Genomic DNA, 18,232 nt, shown 5'->3' on the forward strand with positions numbered 1-18,232 from the left:
CGCTATGAGTGACTTACTTCACGGCCCGGCTACTACCGCTTACGACCACGATAAATATCTGGCGTTTGAACTCAACGGCGCGCCCTATTCAATCAGTATTTCCATTGTCAGGGAAATAATGGAGTACATTGAAGTGGACAAAATCCCCATGGCGCCCGATTTTATTATTGGTGCCATCAACCTCAGAGGGCTGGTTATTCCGGTTTTTGACTTATCTGTCAGACTCAACAAACCGGCGCAAGCCATTACCAATCGCACCTGTATTATTGTGGCCGAATGTGACTACAAGGCACAAAATATTACTGTGGGTCTGAAAGTCGATATGGTCACCAAGGTATTGGATATCCCGGCTCATGAGGTTGATCAGGTGCCCAGTATTGCCGGTCAGTTTCATAGTCGCTTTGTCTATGGCCTGGCAAAATTAACAGACAACCTGATGACCATACTGGACATTACCAAAATACTCACGCTGGATGATGTCCAGTTGTTTGACGATTTACAGCTGCAGCACAAACAGCTGTCTTTTGAGCTGCCTCTCGACGCTGACTCCAATACCCAGTTTGAGGAGACCTAACATGAGTTCAGAGTCTATACGACCCGACAACAATACCATCAGCGACGAGCTTCATTCACTGTTGGTGTCTATCGGAAACGACACCTTTGGCATTCCCATAGAATCGGTCAAGGAAGTGATAGAGCTGACTGACACCACCATGGTGCCTATGTGCGACCAAGTGATCCGAGGCGTGATCAACGTTCGGGGCAGCGTGATCCCCGTGCTGGACCTGCAGCATCGACTGATGCTGAAAAGCCCTCAGCCCTACAATAAATACAGCTGTATCGTTTTATATGACTTCTATGACCCAAGCCTGGACGAAATCATGACACTGGGCATGCTGGTCAGCGGCGTGATGTCGATCCAGTTTATTAACTGTGCTCAGTTGGAAGACTCGCCCTCATTTGGCGCTAATATTCCTCGTCATTTCGTCTGGAAAATGGCCAAGATCAATAATCAGCTCACTATTTTGCTGGATATGAAAAGCGTGCTCAATATCAGCGAAATCAATACTCAGCTGAAATCCTCTCAGGCTGAGTTTTTTACCCGGTTTTGCCAGCGCTAGGTTACTATGGCGATTTCAGCGCTGGAATTTCAACAACTCAATCGGCTGTTTGAACAACATACCGGAATAAGTCTGGGTAAAAACAAAGCCGATATTGTGGCCAGTCGCCTTGCCAGCCGGTTGCGCGCCAGTCGTAGTCCGTCTTTCAGCAAATACTACCGATTATTACTGACGCCCGAAGGCAAAGATGAACTGCAGATTTTCATCGACAAGCTGACCACACATGAGACCTATTTTTTTCGCGAGCAGGCCCAGTTTGAGTTTCTGTACCACTACTATCAACACAATCGCCCCAGGCATTCACCTATCCGCGCCTGGAGTGCGGCCTGCTCCAGCGGTGAAGAAGCTTACTCGCTCGCCATGATCCTCGACGATCTGTTTTACAATCGACCCTGGCATGTAATCGGGACGGATATTTCTGAAATGTCGGTACTGATGGCCAGAGATGCTCGCTATGCGATTTCCACCGTCGGGAAGATCCCTAAACGTTACCGGATCCGCTATTGCATGAAAGGGACAGGCAAGAATGCCGACAATTTTACGCTTATCTCCACATTGAAGAAACAATGTAGTTTTCAGGAAGATAACTTATTGAACCTGACCACAGTGGACTTCTCTTTTGATGTGATTTTTTTACGCAATGTGCTGATCTATTTTGACAAACCCAAACAACAAGCCATCCTAAATAATATCATCAAGCGTTTAAACCATGGCGGTTTACTCTTTTTAGGACACTCGGAAGCCATGCGTGACAAGCCCGCATGTCTGCAGACTCTGAGTCCGTGCATTTATAAGAAGGTAGCCTTATGACCAGCGTCTTTATCATCGATGATTCTGCCCTGATGCGTCAGATCATGAGTGAAGTCATCGCCCATGAGCGCACCTTAAATGTCAGTGGAACAGCACCAGACCCCGTCATTGCCGAGCGAAAAATGAAGCTCAACTGGCCAGATGTTATCTTGCTGGACGTCGAAATGCCAAAAATGGATGGCTTAACTTTCCTGAAAAAAATCATGCAGGAACGCCCTACGCCGGTGATCATCTGCTCAGCGCTGGCCCAGGAAAAAACCACCACTGCCATCGAGGCATTGGCCTGTGGCGCGGTCGATGTCATTGCCAAACCCACACAGGGGCTGGGGGAGTTTCTTCACAGCGACTCGGTGTCTCAGATCATTGACGCCATCAAAGCTGCCACCAAAGCCAAAGTGCGTCAGCTTAAGTATCTTGATGAGGGCACGTTTCGGGAATTGCATACAACGGAAGAAGTACTGCCTGCACACAAAACTATGCAACCACCAGAGAGCGCGGGAAAAGTCATTGCTGTAGGTGCCTCTACCGGTGGCACAGAGGCAATCGCTCGACTACTCCAACTACTGCCGGTTCAGTCTCCTCCAATTGTGATTGTGCAACATATGCCAGGCAAGTTTACAGCGGCGTTTGCACAACGACTCAACGACATCACACCACATACCGTCTCGGAAGGACAAACCGCTGTACGGATCCGCCCAGGCCATGTTTATATTGCGCCGGGTGGTCAACATATGTTGGTAAAACGTCAAGGCTCGGACTACTATTTAGAAATACGCGATGGGCCACTGGTGAGCCGTCATAAGCCTTCGGTCGATGTGCTGTTCCGCTCTGTGGCTCAGTCGGTAGGAAACCATGCCATTGGTGTGATCTTAACCGGTATGGGAAACGACGGCGCCAGTGGCCTGCTGGAAATGAAACAAAAAGGTGCGGTCACTTTTGCAGAAAGTGAAGCCAGCTGTGTGGTATTTGGCATGCCTAAAGAAGCCATCGCAAGGGGGGCCGTCGACAAAATCTATGCGCTGAGCAACCTCCCTTATCAGATCCAAAAAGCGCTTGGGTGATCTGTATGAAAAAGCAACTGAGTCAACTTCTGGATATTGCCTATCTAAGCTATGATGAGCAAGGTCAGATCGTCGCCCTTTCTGAAGCAGCCGAACGCATGCTGGATTTAAAACCTGGCGATATCCTGTCACAAAAGTTGGTGTTTATTGACGAAGATTTTAAAGAGCTTAGTATTTCAGAGATCTTGTTCGACCCTATCTTTGACCAGATAGAGTTGGGTATCAGTATTGATAACAGCAGCGTGATCTGGGTGAAGTTGTATAGCTTCAAACAGGATGGCCTCCAGTACATTAGACTGGAACCCATAGAAGAGCTGATTTCTGTCAGACGTTTGAATAAACAATTAGCTATCCGCGACCCCCATACCGGCTTACTCTATCGGGATGCCTTCATCAGTAAAATTAAAGAGCAATCACATCAGGGGACCATTTGCTGTGTCCGCATCTGTAATTTTCAACGTATTTCCGAAGTGTGGAATATTGGCGTCGCCAACTTGGTGTTTATGGAGATCCTGGCACGATTTCAGGGCGAGTTTGACAAGGGCATTTTTTCAAAACATTCTTCCGATTGTTACTGTGTGTTTATCCCGCATTTTGTGCCCATCAACATAGAAACACTTTACAAACAGCTGAATGAGCCATTCAATTTTAACGGTAACAGTTTCTACAGTAATGTCTCACTTGGCTATTATAAAGAGCAACCCGACGACGACCATGAGCTGAGTCTCAACAAAGCAGAAATGGCAACCTTTGATTCGCTCGCGGATCATAATCGCCTGGTAGAATTCAAAGATACACTGGCCAAACAGATTGAACGACAAAACAAAATTGAAACCGGTTTGCGCAGTGCGCTATATCAGGGTAACTTGGCGGATAGCTTTGAAGTGGTCTTTCAGCCAATACATGACACCAAAACCGAACGCCTGATTGGTGCTGAATGTCTGATGCGCTGGGAGCTTGACGGCCAACCTATTCCGCCAACTGAGTTTATTCCTGTCATAGAAAGTACAGGAGAAATCAACAAACTGACGCACTTTACGCTAAGCCAGATCAACGTATTAAAAGCGCTGCTGGCCGAGGAACAAATTGAAGCCAGTTTGTTCCGTTTTGCCATCAATATCAGTGTTGTAGAAATTCTCGATGTTAACTTTACTACCCGACTGCTGCAAGCTCTGGACAGACTGGCACTCAATCCTGCGAAGATAAAACTAGAGCTGACGGAGTCAGCCCTGATTGACAACTTTAATTACATCAATGAGATATTACAGACACTACAAAGTCAGGGGCTGATGATATCCATAGATGACTTTGGTACTGGTTACTCCAGCTTGAGTTACTTGTGCAAATTACATTTCGACGAGATAAAAATAGACCGGGCCTTTGTTACCCATGTGGTCAGTGACGGAAAAATGCAGTCTTTGTTTAATTCCATCGTCTCTCTGGCAAAAAATCTCGATAAGCCTCTGGTTGCAGAAGGCATTGAGCACTTAGATCAGATGATTTACGCTAAGGCCAAAGGCGTTGAATACGTGCAAGGCTATTACTACAGCAAGCCACTGAGTATTACTGATTTTGTTGAGTATGTGGTCGCGGATAAGTCCAGCTATCTGCATTTTGAAGAGTAACGCCTGCTCAGAGCGGGCGTTACTCGCACTTAGCCCCCGAGAACTCTGGCTGGGTCGACTCTAACAGCCTGCCAGGCTGGATACAGGCAGGACAAAACAGCTATCACCAGAGTGATAGACAACACGGCCACCACATCAAACCACATCAACTGACTGGGCAGAAACTCAATAAAGTACACTCCCTGTAACGGGTTGTCGCCATCCATCTCAATCCAGGCACGGAATAAGTCAGAGATATTCAGTGCCAGCACAATACCAATAAACAGGCCAACCAGTGCCCCGATAAGCGCATAACTTATCCCCTGGATAGCAAAGGTTGCAAAAATGGTACTGTCTTTCGCCCCCATAGTTTTTAAAATGGCGATATCCGCCTGCTTTTCTTTTACTTCCATCACCATGGAGGACACAATGTTAAAGCTGGCCACTGCGATGATCAGAAACACCACCAGGTAGACAATGGTTCTGACCATCTGAATGTCCTGATACAAACTGCCCTGGGTGCGAAACCAGCTGTTAACATAAACCAGATCGGGTAACGCCCTGCCCGCAGACATCGCAATCTGATGTGCAGAAAACACATCCTCTACTTTTGCGCGCAATCCGGTAACTTGGTCCTCAGCCAGCCCCATTGCCTGTTGTAATCTTTTCACCGATACCAAGGCCAATGACCGGTCAATGGGTCCACCCATATCAATGACTCCAGCCAATACAAAATTCAACCGCTTTGGCGCTGCCAGAGGAGAGTCGGCCTGAGGATTGGCCACTAATAGCGTGACCTTGTCACCTCGATCTAACCCCAACTCCTCGGCGATATGCCGGCCCAAAACAATATCATCCCCGGACAATTCAGACAGTGACGCTTCGCTAATAAACTGACCGACTTCCGAAACACGGTGATGAGAAACAAAGTCAACCCCTTTCACTTCGGCAGCTTTCAACTCACCACGGAATTGCACCATAGCTGTGACCGAGATCTCAGGTGCTGCTGCAGCAATACCTGATTGCGCCTCCAGTAAACGGACCTTATCGGGCCAATCAGAAATTGGCTCATACGGTGCTTGATAAGCCACATGCGGTACCACAGACAACAAGCGGGTCTTTAGCTGCTGCTCAAATCCATTGATGACTGACAAGGCTACAATCAAGACGGCCACACCCAGCATCACCCCAAGTGTTGACGATTTACTCAAAAAACCGATCAACCCAACCTGATGTTTGGATGCACGTAACCGGTTACTGATAAATATACTCAGCATTGCACTAAGCCTCGCTTTGCAAAGTATGTTCGACCAGAACGCCATCATCCAGAGCCACAGCACGTCCAAGTTTGGCTGCGAGCTCCAGATCGTGTGTCACCACCACAAAGCTGGTTTTCAAGTCACGATTAAGCTCTTTGAGTAACGCATAAATTTTTAATGCATTTTGTTTATCCAGGTTCCCCGTTGGCTCATCCGCGAGTACTAAGGCCGGACGGGTAACCAGTGCCCTGGCAATTGCCACTCGCTGACGCTCGCCACCTGATAGCTCAGATGGACGATGACCACCGCGATGGGCCAGTCCCACTTTATCCAGCATTTCCTCGGCCTGAGCGTGCGCGGCTTTGGGCGACTGACCCGATATCAGCAGCGGCATTGCGACATTTTCAAGCGCAGTAAAATCCATCAACAAATGATGAAACTGATAGATAAAACCCAGGTTTTGATTACGAAAGTCCGCTTGTTTGCGACGCGACAGCTTGGCGACATCCGTCCCTTTAATTCGAACTGTGCCGCTACTGGCAGTATCCAGCGTGCCAAGAATGTGTAGCAAGGTACTTTTACCCGAGCCTGAACTGCCAACAATCGCCATCATATCGCCCTGCTTCAGTACCAGTTCAACCCCTTTCAACACCTCAACCTGCTGCCCCGCTTCATCATAGGCCTTATTCAAACCCTGACACTCAATTACTAAATCACTCATACCTTAACACCTCAGCAGGAAGCACTTTTGCGGCTTTAAACGCCGGATACAATGTTGCAAGAAAACTCAATAACAAACTGGTTGCAACTATCAGACACAAACTCAACCAGTCGAACCTAACTGGTAACTCAGCACCGCCAAGTAAGGACAAGCCGCTAAGTGCTACCACTTCATTGATGTTGCTGGCCAGTAAGTAGCCAAAAACGGCCCCCAGAAGAGTACCAACTACGCCGTTATACAATCCCTGAACCATGAATACCCGAGCGATAGCACCAGGTGCCAACCCCAGAGTTTGCAAAATAGCAACTTCGCCTTGCTTTTCACTGACCATCATGGATAAAGCAGAAATAATATTGAAGACCGCGACAATCACAATCAGCCCAAGTAACAATGACATAATACGTTTTTCCATCGCTACAGCGGCAAATAGCGCCCCCTGTTGTACATGCCAGTCGGAATACGTCAGCCCTGACAGCAGCGGAGCATGTGTTGTTTTAAACTGATTGACGGCAAACGCATCTTTCAGAGTAATACTGATATCAAAATCTGTTGGCTTGCGCTTAAGCAGACGTTGCAAACTCTTACCATCGGCAAAAGCCAAATTAACATCGGCTTCACTGCGCGTGTTGTAGATCAACGCCACGGTAAACAGGCGTTGCTTGGGTACCCGCCCCATCGGCGTGTAGCTACTGATATCGGGCATAATCACCCGAACTTTCTGGCCCAGACGGACATCCAGTTGGTTCGCTAAGTAACGGCTCAATGCCAGTTGATATTTCTGCTCACGAAACTGCGCTATATTACCCGCTTCGACATGGGGCTCCAGTGCTGAAGGATAACCATTGAAAGCGCCCTGCAGTCGTACACCGACCAGGTCTTTATTGGTCTGCAGAATCACATCACTGGTAACATATGGCGTGACCCGTTTAACCTCTGGCAAGGTTGCTAATTTATCTAACAGCAGCGCTGCATCGGCTTTTTGGTCTTCTGACGACTTATGCAACTGCACATGGGGGATCAGGTCGAGCATGGCGTTTTTAAGGCTCTGCTCAAACCCATTCATCACAGAACTGACCGTGATCAATGCCATTAAACCAAGTGCGATACCGGCAATGGAAAAAAACGAAATAAAAGACACAAACCCGTTGCCTTTTGTAGCACGGCTGTATCTGAGCCCTATATAAAGGCTAACAGGCTGAAACATAATAGTTTATTTTTATATATATAAGTTCAGTGCACGATACTAGCACAATCAAGAAAGCGGGGTCATACCTTTGACCCCAAAAAAAAGTGTAAAAATTTTTAATAGTGGCTCTAAATTACACTGGGTTTTAGTGTAGAATGCGACAAATCTCGCGGTATGGACCTTCAATGTTTTCGTTATCAAGATTTAAACATATGAATTTCAAGGGAGATTTGTTCGGTGGTGTGACCACTGCAATCATTTCCCTACCACTCGCCCTCGCCTTTGGCGTGGCATCCGGAGCCGGAGCTGAAGCCGGTATGTGGGGCGCAATTCTCGTTGGCCTCTTTGCTGCCTTGTTTGGCGGTTCAACTTCCCTGATCTCAGAGCCAACTGGCCCGATGACGGTCATAATGACAGCAGTACTAACCACTATGGTGTCAAAATATCCTGAAGCCGGACCAGCAATGGCCTTTACTGTGGTGATGATGGCTGGGGCATTTCAGATATTACTGGGGACACTCAAGCTCGGTAAATATGTCACTTTAATGCCCTACAGCGTCGTTTCAGGGTTTATGTCAGGGATTGGCGTCATACTAATCATCCTGCAATTGGCGCCACTGCTGGGTCATCAGGCCCCTCCAGGAGGTGTACCCGGCACCTTGTCTGCATTTCCCGAGCTGTTTCTTAATCTACACTTCTCCGAGCTCTTTTTAGGTGTGCTGACTCTGGGTGTACTGTTCTATATGCCAAAGAAATATCGCCAGTATGTTCCCGCTCAGTTGGTTGCCTTAGTCGTTGTTACCCTGATATCCATCCTGCTTTTTGATACCGACAGCATTCGCAGAATTGGCGAAATCCCCAGTGGCCTGCCTGAGATTGTCTGGCCGACTTTTACCCCCGAACTGTTCACTGAGATGGTCATCGATGCGCTGGTACTGGGGACGCTTGGATGCATAGATACATTACTGACAGCCGTCATTGGAGATAGTTTGACCCGTACCGAGCATGACTCAGACAAAGAGCTGCGTGGTCAGGGTATTGCTAACATGATTGCAGGCTTTTTTGGTGCGCTACCAGGCGCTGGTGCCACGATGGGCACTGTGGTCAATATTCAGGTGGGTGCTCGCTCTCCGCTGGCGGGTATCTTCCGGGCGCTGATCCTGATGGCCGTTGTCTTTGTTGCAGGCAGCCTGACCGAACCAATCCCAATGGCTGTGCTGGCAGGTATCGCCGTCTACGTCGGGATTAACATTCTCGATTGGAGCTTTATCCAGCGCGCGCACAAACTCAGTATAAGTCAGATGGCCATTATGTATGGCGTTATGTTACTGACTGTATTCGTCGACTTAATGGTGGCTGTTGGTCTAGGTGTGTTTATTTCCAACATAATGGTCATTGAGCGCCTTAGCCGTGTGCAGGAGCAACATGTCAAAGCCATTAGTGATGGTGATGCTGATGATGACGTACCTTTATCCGCGCATGAGCGCGCATTGTTAGAACAAGCAAAGGGCCAGCTGCTATTCTTTTACCTGTCAGGGCCAATGATCTTTAGCGTATCAAAAGCCATTACTCGACAGCACCGTCATATTGGCGAGTATAAGACAATGGTGCTCGATTTAAGCGATGTAGCTATGCTGGATGTAACCGTTAGCCTGGCAATTGAAAACGCCATCAGCGATGCACTGGACGCGAATTGCCAGGTCTTTATTTACTCACCTAATAAAGATACCAGCGAGCAGCTTCAGAAGTTTGATATTCGCAGCAAACTGGGAGAGCATGCATTCTGTAATAGCCGCGAACAGGCACTGAGCAGAGCACTGGAAGCCATGGAGACAAGCAGTATTGAAGCTTAGAGCTGCTCTGCTAAAAAGTCGATAAGTGCACGAATAGCCGTCGACAAATACTTTCTGGGTGGGTAAACCGCCCAGATCCCCTCCTCCTTAGGCGTAAAGTCATCCAAAACAGTCACTAACGCACCGCACTCAAGGGCTTCCTGAACGTAATAATGAGGTAGTTGTACGACTCCCAACCCCTGCCTGGCCGCATCAAGTAAGGCCCAGCCACTGTTACATCTGAGAGTTCCGGATACTTTTACATGCCGTTCAACGCCATGATCCATAAAGCGCCAGTACTGCGCATTGCCCAGCAGGCAATTGTGTTCAGCTAAATCCCGGATGTGCTTAATTGACTGGTGATGTTTCAGGTAACCAGGTGAAACACATACCAAAGTACGCCGCTGAGACAAACGCTTCGCATGCAACGACGAGTCTTTAAGCTGGCCGATTCTAATCGCCAGATCCACGCCCTGCTCCACCAAGTCCAACTGGGCATTGGTCAATTCCATATCCACAGTCACAGAAGGAAAGCGGCACATAAATTGGTGCACCAGCGGCATAATATATTGCTCACCGTACATCACGGGTGCCGTCATCCTGATTTTCCCCGTCGGTTGAGAGTCTCTTTGTCGCAAAGCGGCTGTCGCATCCTCGTAGGCATGCTGCAACAGCCGCGCATGACTAAGAAATACCTGACCTTCCGGCGTCAGAGCAAGATTGCGCGTTGTACGTGTGAGTAGCTGATACCCAAGCTCTGATTCAAGGGTCTTCACCCGGCGACTTACCTGTGCCACGGAGGTATCCAGCTGCTGTGCGGCTCCCGTAAATGACCCACAGGTCGCCACCGCTACAAATTCATCTAAACCTGACCATCTGTCCATTATTACAAATACGTAAAAGTCTTTCTTAATTTTTAAGATTATCAAACTCTCAGAGCAAGTTATACTTTTGTTTTCACACTACAAAACTGGAGTAATGATGGCTGAGTTTATTAAATCACGGGCAGCGATTGCCTGGGGACCAGGACAACCACTGAGCATTGAAGAAGTAGATGTCATGATGCCAAAGGCGGGCGAAGTATTGGTCAAAATCGTTGCCACCGGCGTGTGTCACACAGATGCATTCACTTTATCTGGCGACGATCCTGAAGGTGTGTTCCCGGCTATTTTAGGCCACGAAGGGGGCGGTATTGTCGAGGCTGTGGGCGAAGGTGTGACCAGCGTGGCTATTGGCGATCATGTGATCCCACTGTACACACCTGAATGCGGTGAATGTAAGTTCTGTACCTCAGGTAAAACAAACCTGTGCCAAAAAATCCGTACCACACAGGGTAAAGGTGTCATGCCAGACGGTACCACACGTTTCTACAAAGATGGTGAACCGATTTATCACTACATGGGTACCTCGACCTTCTCAGAGTACACGGTACTGCCCGAGATTTCTCTGGCAAAAGTGAACAAAAGTGCCCCCCTTGAAGAGATCTGCCTGCTAGGCTGTGGCGTAACTACAGGCATGGGCGCTGTCATGAATACCGCAAAAGTCCAACCTGGTGATACAGTAGCTATCTTCGGGCTTGGCGGGATCGGCCTGTCAGCTGTGATAGGTGCAGTTATGGCGGGTGCCAGCCGGATCATAGGCGTGGATATCAACACAGACAAGTATGCACTGGCACAAAAACTCGGCGCTACAGACGTGATTAATCCGAATGATTACGACAAACCCATTCAGGAAGTCATCGTAGAGATGACTGATGGTGGCGTGGACTTCTCATTTGAGTGCATTGGAAACGTCAATGTAATGCGCAGTGCGCTGGAATGCTGCCATAAAGGCTGGGGCGAATCTGTTATTATCGGTGTAGCCGGTGCAGGCCAGGAGATCTCTACTCGTCCTTTCCAGCTGGTCACAGGCCGAGTCTGGCGTGGCACCGCATTTGGCGGAGTGAAAGGTCGTTCTGAACTGCCCGAAATTGTCGAGCGCTATCTCGCAGGTGAGTTTAAACTGGATGATTTCATCACCCACACCATGTCACTTGATGATATCAACGAAGCCTTTGATCTGATGCATCAGGGCAAAAGTATTCGTTCTGTTATCCATTTCTAAGGGAAGCATATGGAATTAGTGAGTGAGAATAGGGTCGCCGGTGGCTGGCATCGACGCTATCGCCATCAAAGTCAGCATACTCAGTGTGACATGACCTTTGCTATCTTCTTGCCAGAGCAGGCAAATAACACCCAGCCAGTACCCGTACTTTACTGGTTGTCAGGATTGACCTGCACTGACGAAAACTTCATGCAAAAAGCCGGAGTGTTTAAACGGGCCAATGAGTTAGGCATCGCTATCGTGGCACCGGATACATCGCCACGCGGAGAAGATGTACCTGATGACCCTCAGCAGTGCTATGACTTTGGTCTGGGAGCAGGCTTTTATGTCAACGCCACACAAGCGCCCTATGATAGACACTATCAGATGTACAGCTACGTAAGCGAAGAACTACCTGCGCTGATCGAGCAGCAGTTCCCCGTTTCTGATAAGCGTGCTATCGCTGGTCATTCTATGGGCGGTCATGGCGCACTGATCGTCGGGCTGAAAAACCCATCGCGCTATTGTAGTATCTCTGCATTTAGCCCTATTTCTAACCCGGCAGATTGCCCGTGGGGCAAAAAAGCATTTTCGGGTTATCTGGGTGAAGAGAGTCAAGCCTGGTTGGCCTATGACGCCTGCTACTTGCTCAGTCAAAGTAAGGACGACCTGAAGGTGCCTGTGCGTGTTGATCAGGGCGAGGCCGACCCGTTTCTTGAAGAACAGCTTAAGCCGCAAGCTTTGGTGAAAGCAGCTCAGGCTGTGGACTATCCGCTCACAGTAACAATACACCCGGATTATGACCACAGTTACTTCTTTATTTCGTCATTCATAGATGCACACCTGGATTTTCACGCGCAGTATCTGAAGTGATACCTGGTTAATTTGAAGGGGTAAATTGGTATAACCACAAAAAAAGGCGCTGACGCGCCTTTTGTTTGCTTAACATAGTATTTTATAGGGTCAAGTCACCATACTGGTTGTTCACTGTCAGTTTGACTGATTTGTCAAAGCCCGGAATACCCAGCGCATCTTTACTTAGCTGCAATTGTGACTCATCGATCATGCCATTACCAAAGCGATAAATAAGCTCGTACTGGCCGAGATCAGCCGCCTGTTGATAGCTGGCTTGCTGTTGTTTTGTTTCTGCCAGCTTTGCACCGTGCTGTGCAAATTCAGCTTCGCCATAACGCTTGGTTAGCATCTTCAGCGTCATCGCAGGTGACAGGACTGTCGCAGTCGCGTTATTACCACCAAACCCTTTGGAGTTAATAAAGGCAATATCCATTTCTCCACAGGGGTAGTGATGTGTGCGAATATCCAAGTGTTGATCATAAACATCGTCAGCGACTGCGTCTATGGTTGTCACGCCCGGCATAATTTGATGGCTAAAAACGCCCAATGCCATGGCAAGCTGGTCGCCCGATGCAGGGCCAATAGTATGACCCACAAATGCTTTGGGTGCTGCCACTTTCCAGCCATCAATACCAAAGGTCTCTGCAATACGATGGTAAATGAAAGATTCTGTCACACGGTTTTGTGGTGTGCTCGAGCCATGCGCAAGAATAAAGCTACGTTGTTGCAGCGCTTCTGTGCCTGCGATTTGTTCTGCCAGAGCAACAGACTTCGCCATCGTGATGTAATTACCAGGACCCGGCGCAGTAATTGACTTTTTAACACCATCAGCATTGACATACACATCGGCGACTGAGCCCATAATATCGGCCCCCAGCTCCAGTGCCAACTTGTCATCCATCAGAATGGCAACCTGAGCCCCTTCTCCGATAGTAAAGCCGCAATTTTCGCCAAACGGACGGCTGGTGCGGCGGTAGTCAACCTGTTCAGTATTGTCCAGTTTACGTAAACCTTCCTCGTTGGCCAGTGCCCCCATATTTCCAAAGCCTTCTATGACCTCCGGAGTAAGTGCACATTCGACACTGGCAACGACCGCAACGCGGGTACGACCCGCCTGAATATCATTGACTGCCGCACGTAAATTATACAGGAAAGTCGCGCAAGCGCCCGATGTGGAAAAGGTCGTGCCCACACTACCCGTTACATAGGCGTTAATGAAGTCTGTCGACATAGTGTTAAGACCCAATGCTAGCTGTTTAGTGCTCACCCGCTCGCCTTTCATTCGGCTACGCATCAGCCCACCAAGCCCCTCATCGTTCACTTGCCCTACCACTGAGGCTGAGTAAGTGCCAATCTGATCAGGCTCAACGCTGTTCATCACTGTTTGCCAGTCTAATCCCGTTGAACGTATCGCATCGGTCGCAGCAAAAATCGTTGCCTGGAGGCCACGCGGTTGATAACGGCTATTATACATCACTGACGGATCAAACCCGGTTGGTAACTGACCAGCCGCTTTAATAGGGTTATCTCTGTGACTGTCAACTTTCACTTCCAGCTGCTCAGGAATGAACACCTGAACTGTTTTTTCGTCAATAAACTCTAATTGCCAGCTAGATGGAACCGGCGTTGGTAAGTCACGTTTACGGCAGGTGAAAGTCAGACCGCTGTCATCACTTGCCTGCATAGTCAGCTTCTGCTGCCAGTGTGTTGCGTCAACATCAAAGTGATTTTTTTCGATTTTTCGGATCAGCGTTCCTTCTATGATCTGGCGACCAAACAGAGGTTCAATCTGATCCGTGCTTACAACTTCACCATCTGCAGTAACCAGTTCCGAGCCCTGTAATGATACCAAATTCATCAAAGTTGCCAGACCCAGAAAAGTTTCCTGTCTTGCAGCATCATCCAGGCTGTCTAATACAATACGGCGGTACCCCTGATGGAACGAGGTTCTGCCGGAAGCGTTTACGCCTCCCATGCCTACAATAATTGGTAATGCTGTCATATCAATCTCTTATCTACTAAAACTCATAATCCGATTTTAGAACGAAGAAAAATATGTTACTTTACATTTTTCGCCACATAACATGCAATTTACGCCACAAGATAGAGGTCGGATGAGATGAACACCCGCAGCCACCGTATTGCCTTCACAATTTATGAGCAAATGCTCATCACCAGTGTGACACTACCGGTTGAGATGCTCCGCGCAGGTGAAGCATTTGCCAGACGCCATCTCAGTCATGAATTTATTCCTCTGGAACTTGCCTGGCTGAGTGAAACAGGAGGCCCCGTTAACTCATCTATGGGCATCCCATTTTCAGCACACACCAGTTACACCGCACTCAGTGAATTTGACTACATTATTGTTCCCAGTATCTGGCGTAACCCCCGCCCTGTGCTGCGAAAAAATACCTCACTGGTCTCAAATGTGGCTCAGGCATGGCGCACAGGTGCAACACTCATTGGTGTCGGTACCGGGGTGTGTTTCCTCGCGGAGTCAGGGATCCTAGATGGCCACTCAGCCACAACTCACTGGCATTATGCAGAGCAGTTTAAACGCAGTTACCCTCTTGTCGCTTTAAGGCCTGATTACTTTATTACTCAGTCAGAACGCCTGTATACGGTGGCCAGTCTGAACGCATTGGCAGATGTGGTCGTTCATTTAATTGGTCAATTTTATGGCCGTGAGGCAGCTCACCATGTACAGCAAAATTTTTCCCATGAAGTACGTAAGCCATACGAAGAACAAAGATATCTCGAAGGCGCGGTAGATAGACACAGTGACGAACAAATCGCGTCCATCCAATTTTGGTTACGTAATAATTGTGCCAACGACATTACATTTCCAGATATCGCAGCTCAGTTTGGCATGAGTTACAGAACTTTCAATCGCCGTTTTAAGGCCGCGACAGGTCAGACTGCTGCCAATTATTTACAAACAGTGCGGGTCAGACAAGTTACCGAACTGCTGGCCTCGACGAACTTAAGCATTCAGGAAATTGCCCTGGCCTGCGGTTTTAGCTCTCAGGGACAACTTACAAGGGTGTTTAAAAGCGCAATGAATCAAACACCCAGTCACTATCGCCAGGTGGTCAGGAAAAAGCTATTTTCATAGTTACGAGAGACTTATAACTTCCAGCCACTGAGTCGAGCCGTTAAAGTGAAACTCAATTTCATCGTCAACGCCACGGCCGTGAAGTGCCCGCCCAATAGGTGACCCAAGTGTTATTACCCTCACTTGAGTTGCCCCCAGCGTCAGCTTCAATCCGCCCTCACTGGGACCAATATAAAACCAATGATGCTTACCCTGTTCATCCGCCAGCTCAACCAACGCCCCCACCTGAATAGCGGATGGACAACTTAATGTATACGTACTTGCAAATGCATGGATGGCTTGATGAGCCTGGTCTACTCGCTCACTCTGGCCCTCAGCCAGATAGCCAGACTCTATACTGAGAGAATCATACTGAGTTTCCGCCGCACTCTGTTCATGAATTGCGTCCGCCCTTGCACTCTGTGCAGCCTGTTGTGCTTCCTGAAGCTTACATTCCAGAGCGAACTTTAGATGCTCTATCACATGACTTTTATTCACACTTTACCTCTGTGTCTAATCGAGCTAGGCGCTTTGCATGCACCAATGGCCGAAAGCGGATGTTCTGATGAACACAGGTACACATCACTCGGACCGCCAGTCAGATGCAAAGACAACTCGATAAAAACAACGAAAGGGCCTGATGGCCCTTTCAAATAATCGCTAATTTTAGCAAATAAAGTCCTGATCAGAATAGCGATTCAAAACTGCCATCAGGAAACAACACTCCTGGTATGCCACGCACGGTTTTCACATCTCCTATGAGTTTATCCCCGTAGTAGTAACCACCAGTAAAATTGCGCCCTTTTTGCTTAACATCTAGCCAGTAACCATCTTTGCCCTTAGCAACAATGTTATTATTGTCGCCCGAACGACGTACCTCCAGCTGTATGACACGACCACCAAGCAAGTAGCTAAGCTCAGCTGAATTAAGGTTGGTAAAATCGCCCTGTTCAGCTGCTAGCTGTAGTTGAAAATCAGGCGCGCCTTTTAGGTCAAAATCAGCATGTATACCAAAAGACAGGTCTAACGTCGTATCATAAACAAATGGCGTTCTTTCAGCTGCATAGAATGTCACAGGGGTAACCTGGTTAACCGTTTCAAACTGACCTCGTAAACGTAAATTCGGGATCACGCTTTCAACAGTGTCCAGAGGGGATTTCACCCTGTTCAATCGCATTCGCAAATATCCTGCGGTTTTGGAATGGTCAGTTTGCAAAGTAATATCACCACCAAAGCGGGATATGCCGGTCGCTGTTTCGAAACTGTCTGCGTCCAGAGCACCATCAAATAGTAAGTAGATATCATCCAGATCAGCCTGTAACGAAACGCCGCCTTTGCTCACTGTTATAATACCGTCTCCTGAGATGCGATCTCCCAGTGTCGGGCTTTTACGCCATTCAGACATAGTGACATCCATATTGACTTCAAAGCCTTTGCTCATGCCGGTAACACGCCAGTTAAAGGCCGGATCAGTAGAATAAACAATATCCAACTCACCAGTTTGGTATGTACCCGGAGCAGAGTCGTTTGCCGGAGAAACAGTACTTACAACCTCATACACCGCTTCAGATAAGACAAGAAACGATTCTCTGGCAACGTCATCCGCAACTAAGGTTTCAATATCTTGTAACTGTGTGTTGAGCTCTTCACTATACTTTTCTTCCTGCAGGCGAATGACACCCAGCGAGTCTCTAAAGTGATTAAGTAACTCGTTGTTATAAACCGTGGCTGAATCTTCCAGGGCTTTCATGCCTTGCAGCTGCATAGCTTCGTTTGCACTGAGTAGTAACTGATCGACAACGCTGGCAAACAATACACTTTCTTTCTCATCAAGCAATGTCTCCATGAAGTATTGATTGACCAGGTTAATGTAATTTTGCCATGTACTATAATCTGCATTTTTATAAGCAGAATCAAATGCATCAGCTAAAGGAGTAATTACATCAGAGTCTTTGCCCTCCAAGTTCAACTGCCTCATAATGTCTGAGTAGGTAAACCCTTTTGCGGCGTATTCGGCACGAAGGGAGTGATTTATACTGCTATGACTCAGATGATAGATTGGTGTATTTGTCAAAGACAATACCGTGCTATCCAGCTTAGCATCGCTTAATAATGTGGCATATGAAGAAAAGAACAACTGATTCTGACCAGCTATTGGCTTTGCAGTCAACTTATATTGTACGGATGCATTGACAGGCTCCTTGTAGTCAATTTCATCGTTGCCGTTGAGGTCATTTGGATCATCAAGCAAAGCTCGACCACACCCTTGCACTCTGGGACACACAACATTTTCAGTACTGGGGTTAAACTCGAATTGATATACGGCACCGGCCTGTAGGTCAACCGTAAGCGCATTTACGTCATTGGTAGAAAACTCCTGTTTTTCATTCGAACTCACCTTGGTGACAACCAATTTACCGGATGTATCACCATATTGAGGCACATAGAATGCCACTTCTGCTGATAATGTCTGAGAGGCATCATGACCTAAATTGGGCAGCGCAGTGTCCACTGTCGGAGCTGGGTCGCTACTTCCTCCACACGCAGTCAAAGTACCGGCCAAAAAGAAAGGTAAGAGCCTATTAATTTGTCGCATTTTGTTACCTC

General features: G+C 47.9%; 16 protein-coding genes. 9 read left to right on the forward strand and 7 right to left on the reverse strand.

Annotation, left to right across the window (positions count from 1 at the left end; genetic code table 11):
* The first annotated feature begins 4 nt into the window (after positions 1 to 4).
* The 5 genes from CWB98_RS04120 to CWB98_RS04140 are packed head-to-tail and all read left to right on the forward strand — an operon-like array spanning position 5 to position 4,617.
* Positions 5 to 574 (forward strand): chemotaxis protein CheW, encoded by a 570-nt coding sequence (locus CWB98_RS04120; RefSeq protein WP_138543708.1) that lies wholly within the window; start codon positions 5 to 7, stop codon positions 572 to 574.
* A gap of 1 nt (position 575) precedes the next feature.
* On the forward strand, positions 576 to 1,121 hold the full coding sequence (locus CWB98_RS04125; protein ID WP_138543709.1) for a chemotaxis protein CheW: 546 nt from the start codon (positions 576 to 578) through the stop codon (positions 1,119 to 1,121).
* 6 nt (positions 1,122 to 1,127) lie between these two features.
* On the forward strand, positions 1,128 to 1,931 hold the full coding sequence (locus tag CWB98_RS04130) for a CheR family methyltransferase (protein WP_138543710.1): 804 nt from the start codon (positions 1,128 to 1,130) through the stop codon (positions 1,929 to 1,931).
* Positions 1,928 to 2,992, forward strand: coding sequence for a protein-glutamate methylesterase/protein-glutamine glutaminase (locus CWB98_RS04135; protein ID WP_138543711.1), 1,065 nt, complete (start codon positions 1,928 to 1,930; stop codon positions 2,990 to 2,992). The genes CWB98_RS04130 and CWB98_RS04135 overlap by 4 nt, the downstream gene beginning before the upstream one ends.
* A gap of 5 nt (positions 2,993 to 2,997) precedes the next feature.
* The gene (locus CWB98_RS04140) at positions 2,998 to 4,617 is read left to right on the forward strand and encodes a bifunctional diguanylate cyclase/phosphodiesterase (RefSeq protein ID WP_138543712.1); all 1,620 of its coding nucleotides are present in this window, start codon (positions 2,998 to 3,000) and stop codon (positions 4,615 to 4,617) included.
* A gap of 29 nt (positions 4,618 to 4,646) precedes the next feature.
* On the opposite strand, the gene CWB98_RS04145 is transcribed toward CWB98_RS04140, so the two are convergent.
* Genes CWB98_RS04145 through CWB98_RS04155 form a run of 3 tightly spaced genes read right to left on the reverse strand, consistent with a single transcriptional unit; the run spans position 4,647 to position 7,780 of the window.
* Positions 4,647 to 5,873, reverse strand: a complete 1,227-nt coding sequence (locus CWB98_RS04145; RefSeq protein WP_138543713.1) for a lipoprotein-releasing ABC transporter permease subunit — start codon at positions 5,871 to 5,873, stop codon at positions 4,647 to 4,649.
* 4 nt (positions 5,874 to 5,877) lie between these two features.
* Complete coding sequence (gene lolD, locus CWB98_RS04150; RefSeq protein ID WP_138543714.1) at positions 5,878 to 6,576, reverse strand: lipoprotein-releasing ABC transporter ATP-binding protein LolD; 699 nt, start codon at positions 6,574 to 6,576, stop codon at positions 5,878 to 5,880.
* Complete coding sequence (locus CWB98_RS04155; RefSeq protein WP_138543715.1) at positions 6,569 to 7,780, reverse strand: lipoprotein-releasing ABC transporter permease subunit; 1,212 nt, start codon at positions 7,778 to 7,780, stop codon at positions 6,569 to 6,571. Before CWB98_RS04155 ends, lolD begins: the two co-directional genes overlap by 8 nt.
* Before the next feature lie 167 nt (positions 7,781 to 7,947).
* Here CWB98_RS04155 and CWB98_RS04160 point away from each other — a divergent pair, with 167 nt between their 5' ends.
* Positions 7,948 to 9,615, forward strand: coding sequence for a SulP family inorganic anion transporter (locus tag CWB98_RS04160; RefSeq protein ID WP_138543716.1), 1,668 nt, complete (start codon positions 7,948 to 7,950; stop codon positions 9,613 to 9,615).
* On the opposite strand, the gene CWB98_RS04165 is transcribed toward CWB98_RS04160, so the two are convergent.
* A complete protein-coding gene (locus CWB98_RS04165; protein ID WP_138543717.1) occupies positions 9,612 to 10,478 on the reverse strand; it encodes a LysR family transcriptional regulator in 867 nt (288 codons plus the stop codon). The genes CWB98_RS04160 and CWB98_RS04165 overlap by 4 nt on opposite strands.
* Positions 10,479 to 10,572: 94 nt before the next feature.
* Between CWB98_RS04165 and CWB98_RS04170 the strand changes: the two genes are divergently transcribed.
* Both CWB98_RS04170 and fghA read left to right on the forward strand, forming a co-directional pair.
* The gene (locus CWB98_RS04170) at positions 10,573 to 11,697 is read left to right on the forward strand and encodes an S-(hydroxymethyl)glutathione dehydrogenase/class III alcohol dehydrogenase (RefSeq protein ID WP_138543718.1); all 1,125 of its coding nucleotides are present in this window, start codon (positions 10,573 to 10,575) and stop codon (positions 11,695 to 11,697) included.
* Positions 11,698 to 11,706: 9 nt separating this feature from the next.
* Positions 11,707 to 12,549, forward strand: a complete 843-nt coding sequence (fghA, locus tag CWB98_RS04175; protein ID WP_138543719.1) for an S-formylglutathione hydrolase — start codon at positions 11,707 to 11,709, stop codon at positions 12,547 to 12,549.
* A gap of 82 nt (positions 12,550 to 12,631) precedes the next feature.
* Here fghA and CWB98_RS04180 read toward each other — a convergent pair whose 3' ends face one another.
* Positions 12,632 to 14,533, reverse strand: coding sequence for a beta-ketoacyl synthase (locus tag CWB98_RS04180; RefSeq protein WP_138543720.1), 1,902 nt, complete (start codon positions 14,531 to 14,533; stop codon positions 12,632 to 12,634).
* A 117-nt stretch (positions 14,534 to 14,650) separates the two neighbouring features.
* Between CWB98_RS04180 and CWB98_RS04185 the strand changes: the two genes are divergently transcribed.
* Positions 14,651 to 15,646: a GlxA family transcriptional regulator gene (locus CWB98_RS04185; protein ID WP_138543721.1), complete on the forward strand. Its 996-nt coding sequence runs from the start codon at positions 14,651 to 14,653 to the stop codon at positions 15,644 to 15,646.
* Here the strand turns inward: CWB98_RS04185 and CWB98_RS04190 are convergent, their stop codons facing one another.
* Both CWB98_RS04190 and CWB98_RS04195 read right to left on the reverse strand, forming a co-directional pair.
* Positions 15,647 to 16,123 carry a GreA/GreB family elongation factor gene (locus CWB98_RS04190; RefSeq protein ID WP_138543722.1) on the reverse strand — a complete coding sequence of 159 codons (477 nt, stop codon included), beginning with the start codon at positions 16,121 to 16,123 and terminating at the stop codon, positions 15,647 to 15,649.
* 187 nt (positions 16,124 to 16,310) lie between these two features.
* Positions 16,311 to 18,221, reverse strand: coding sequence for a hypothetical protein (locus tag CWB98_RS04195; RefSeq protein ID WP_138543723.1), 1,911 nt, complete (start codon positions 18,219 to 18,221; stop codon positions 16,311 to 16,313).
* Positions 18,222 to 18,232 lie beyond the last annotated feature (11 nt).

It is taken from the genome of Pseudoalteromonas rubra, assembly GCF_005887115.1.
GTDB lineage: Bacteria > Pseudomonadota > Gammaproteobacteria > Enterobacterales > Alteromonadaceae > Pseudoalteromonas > Pseudoalteromonas rubra_F.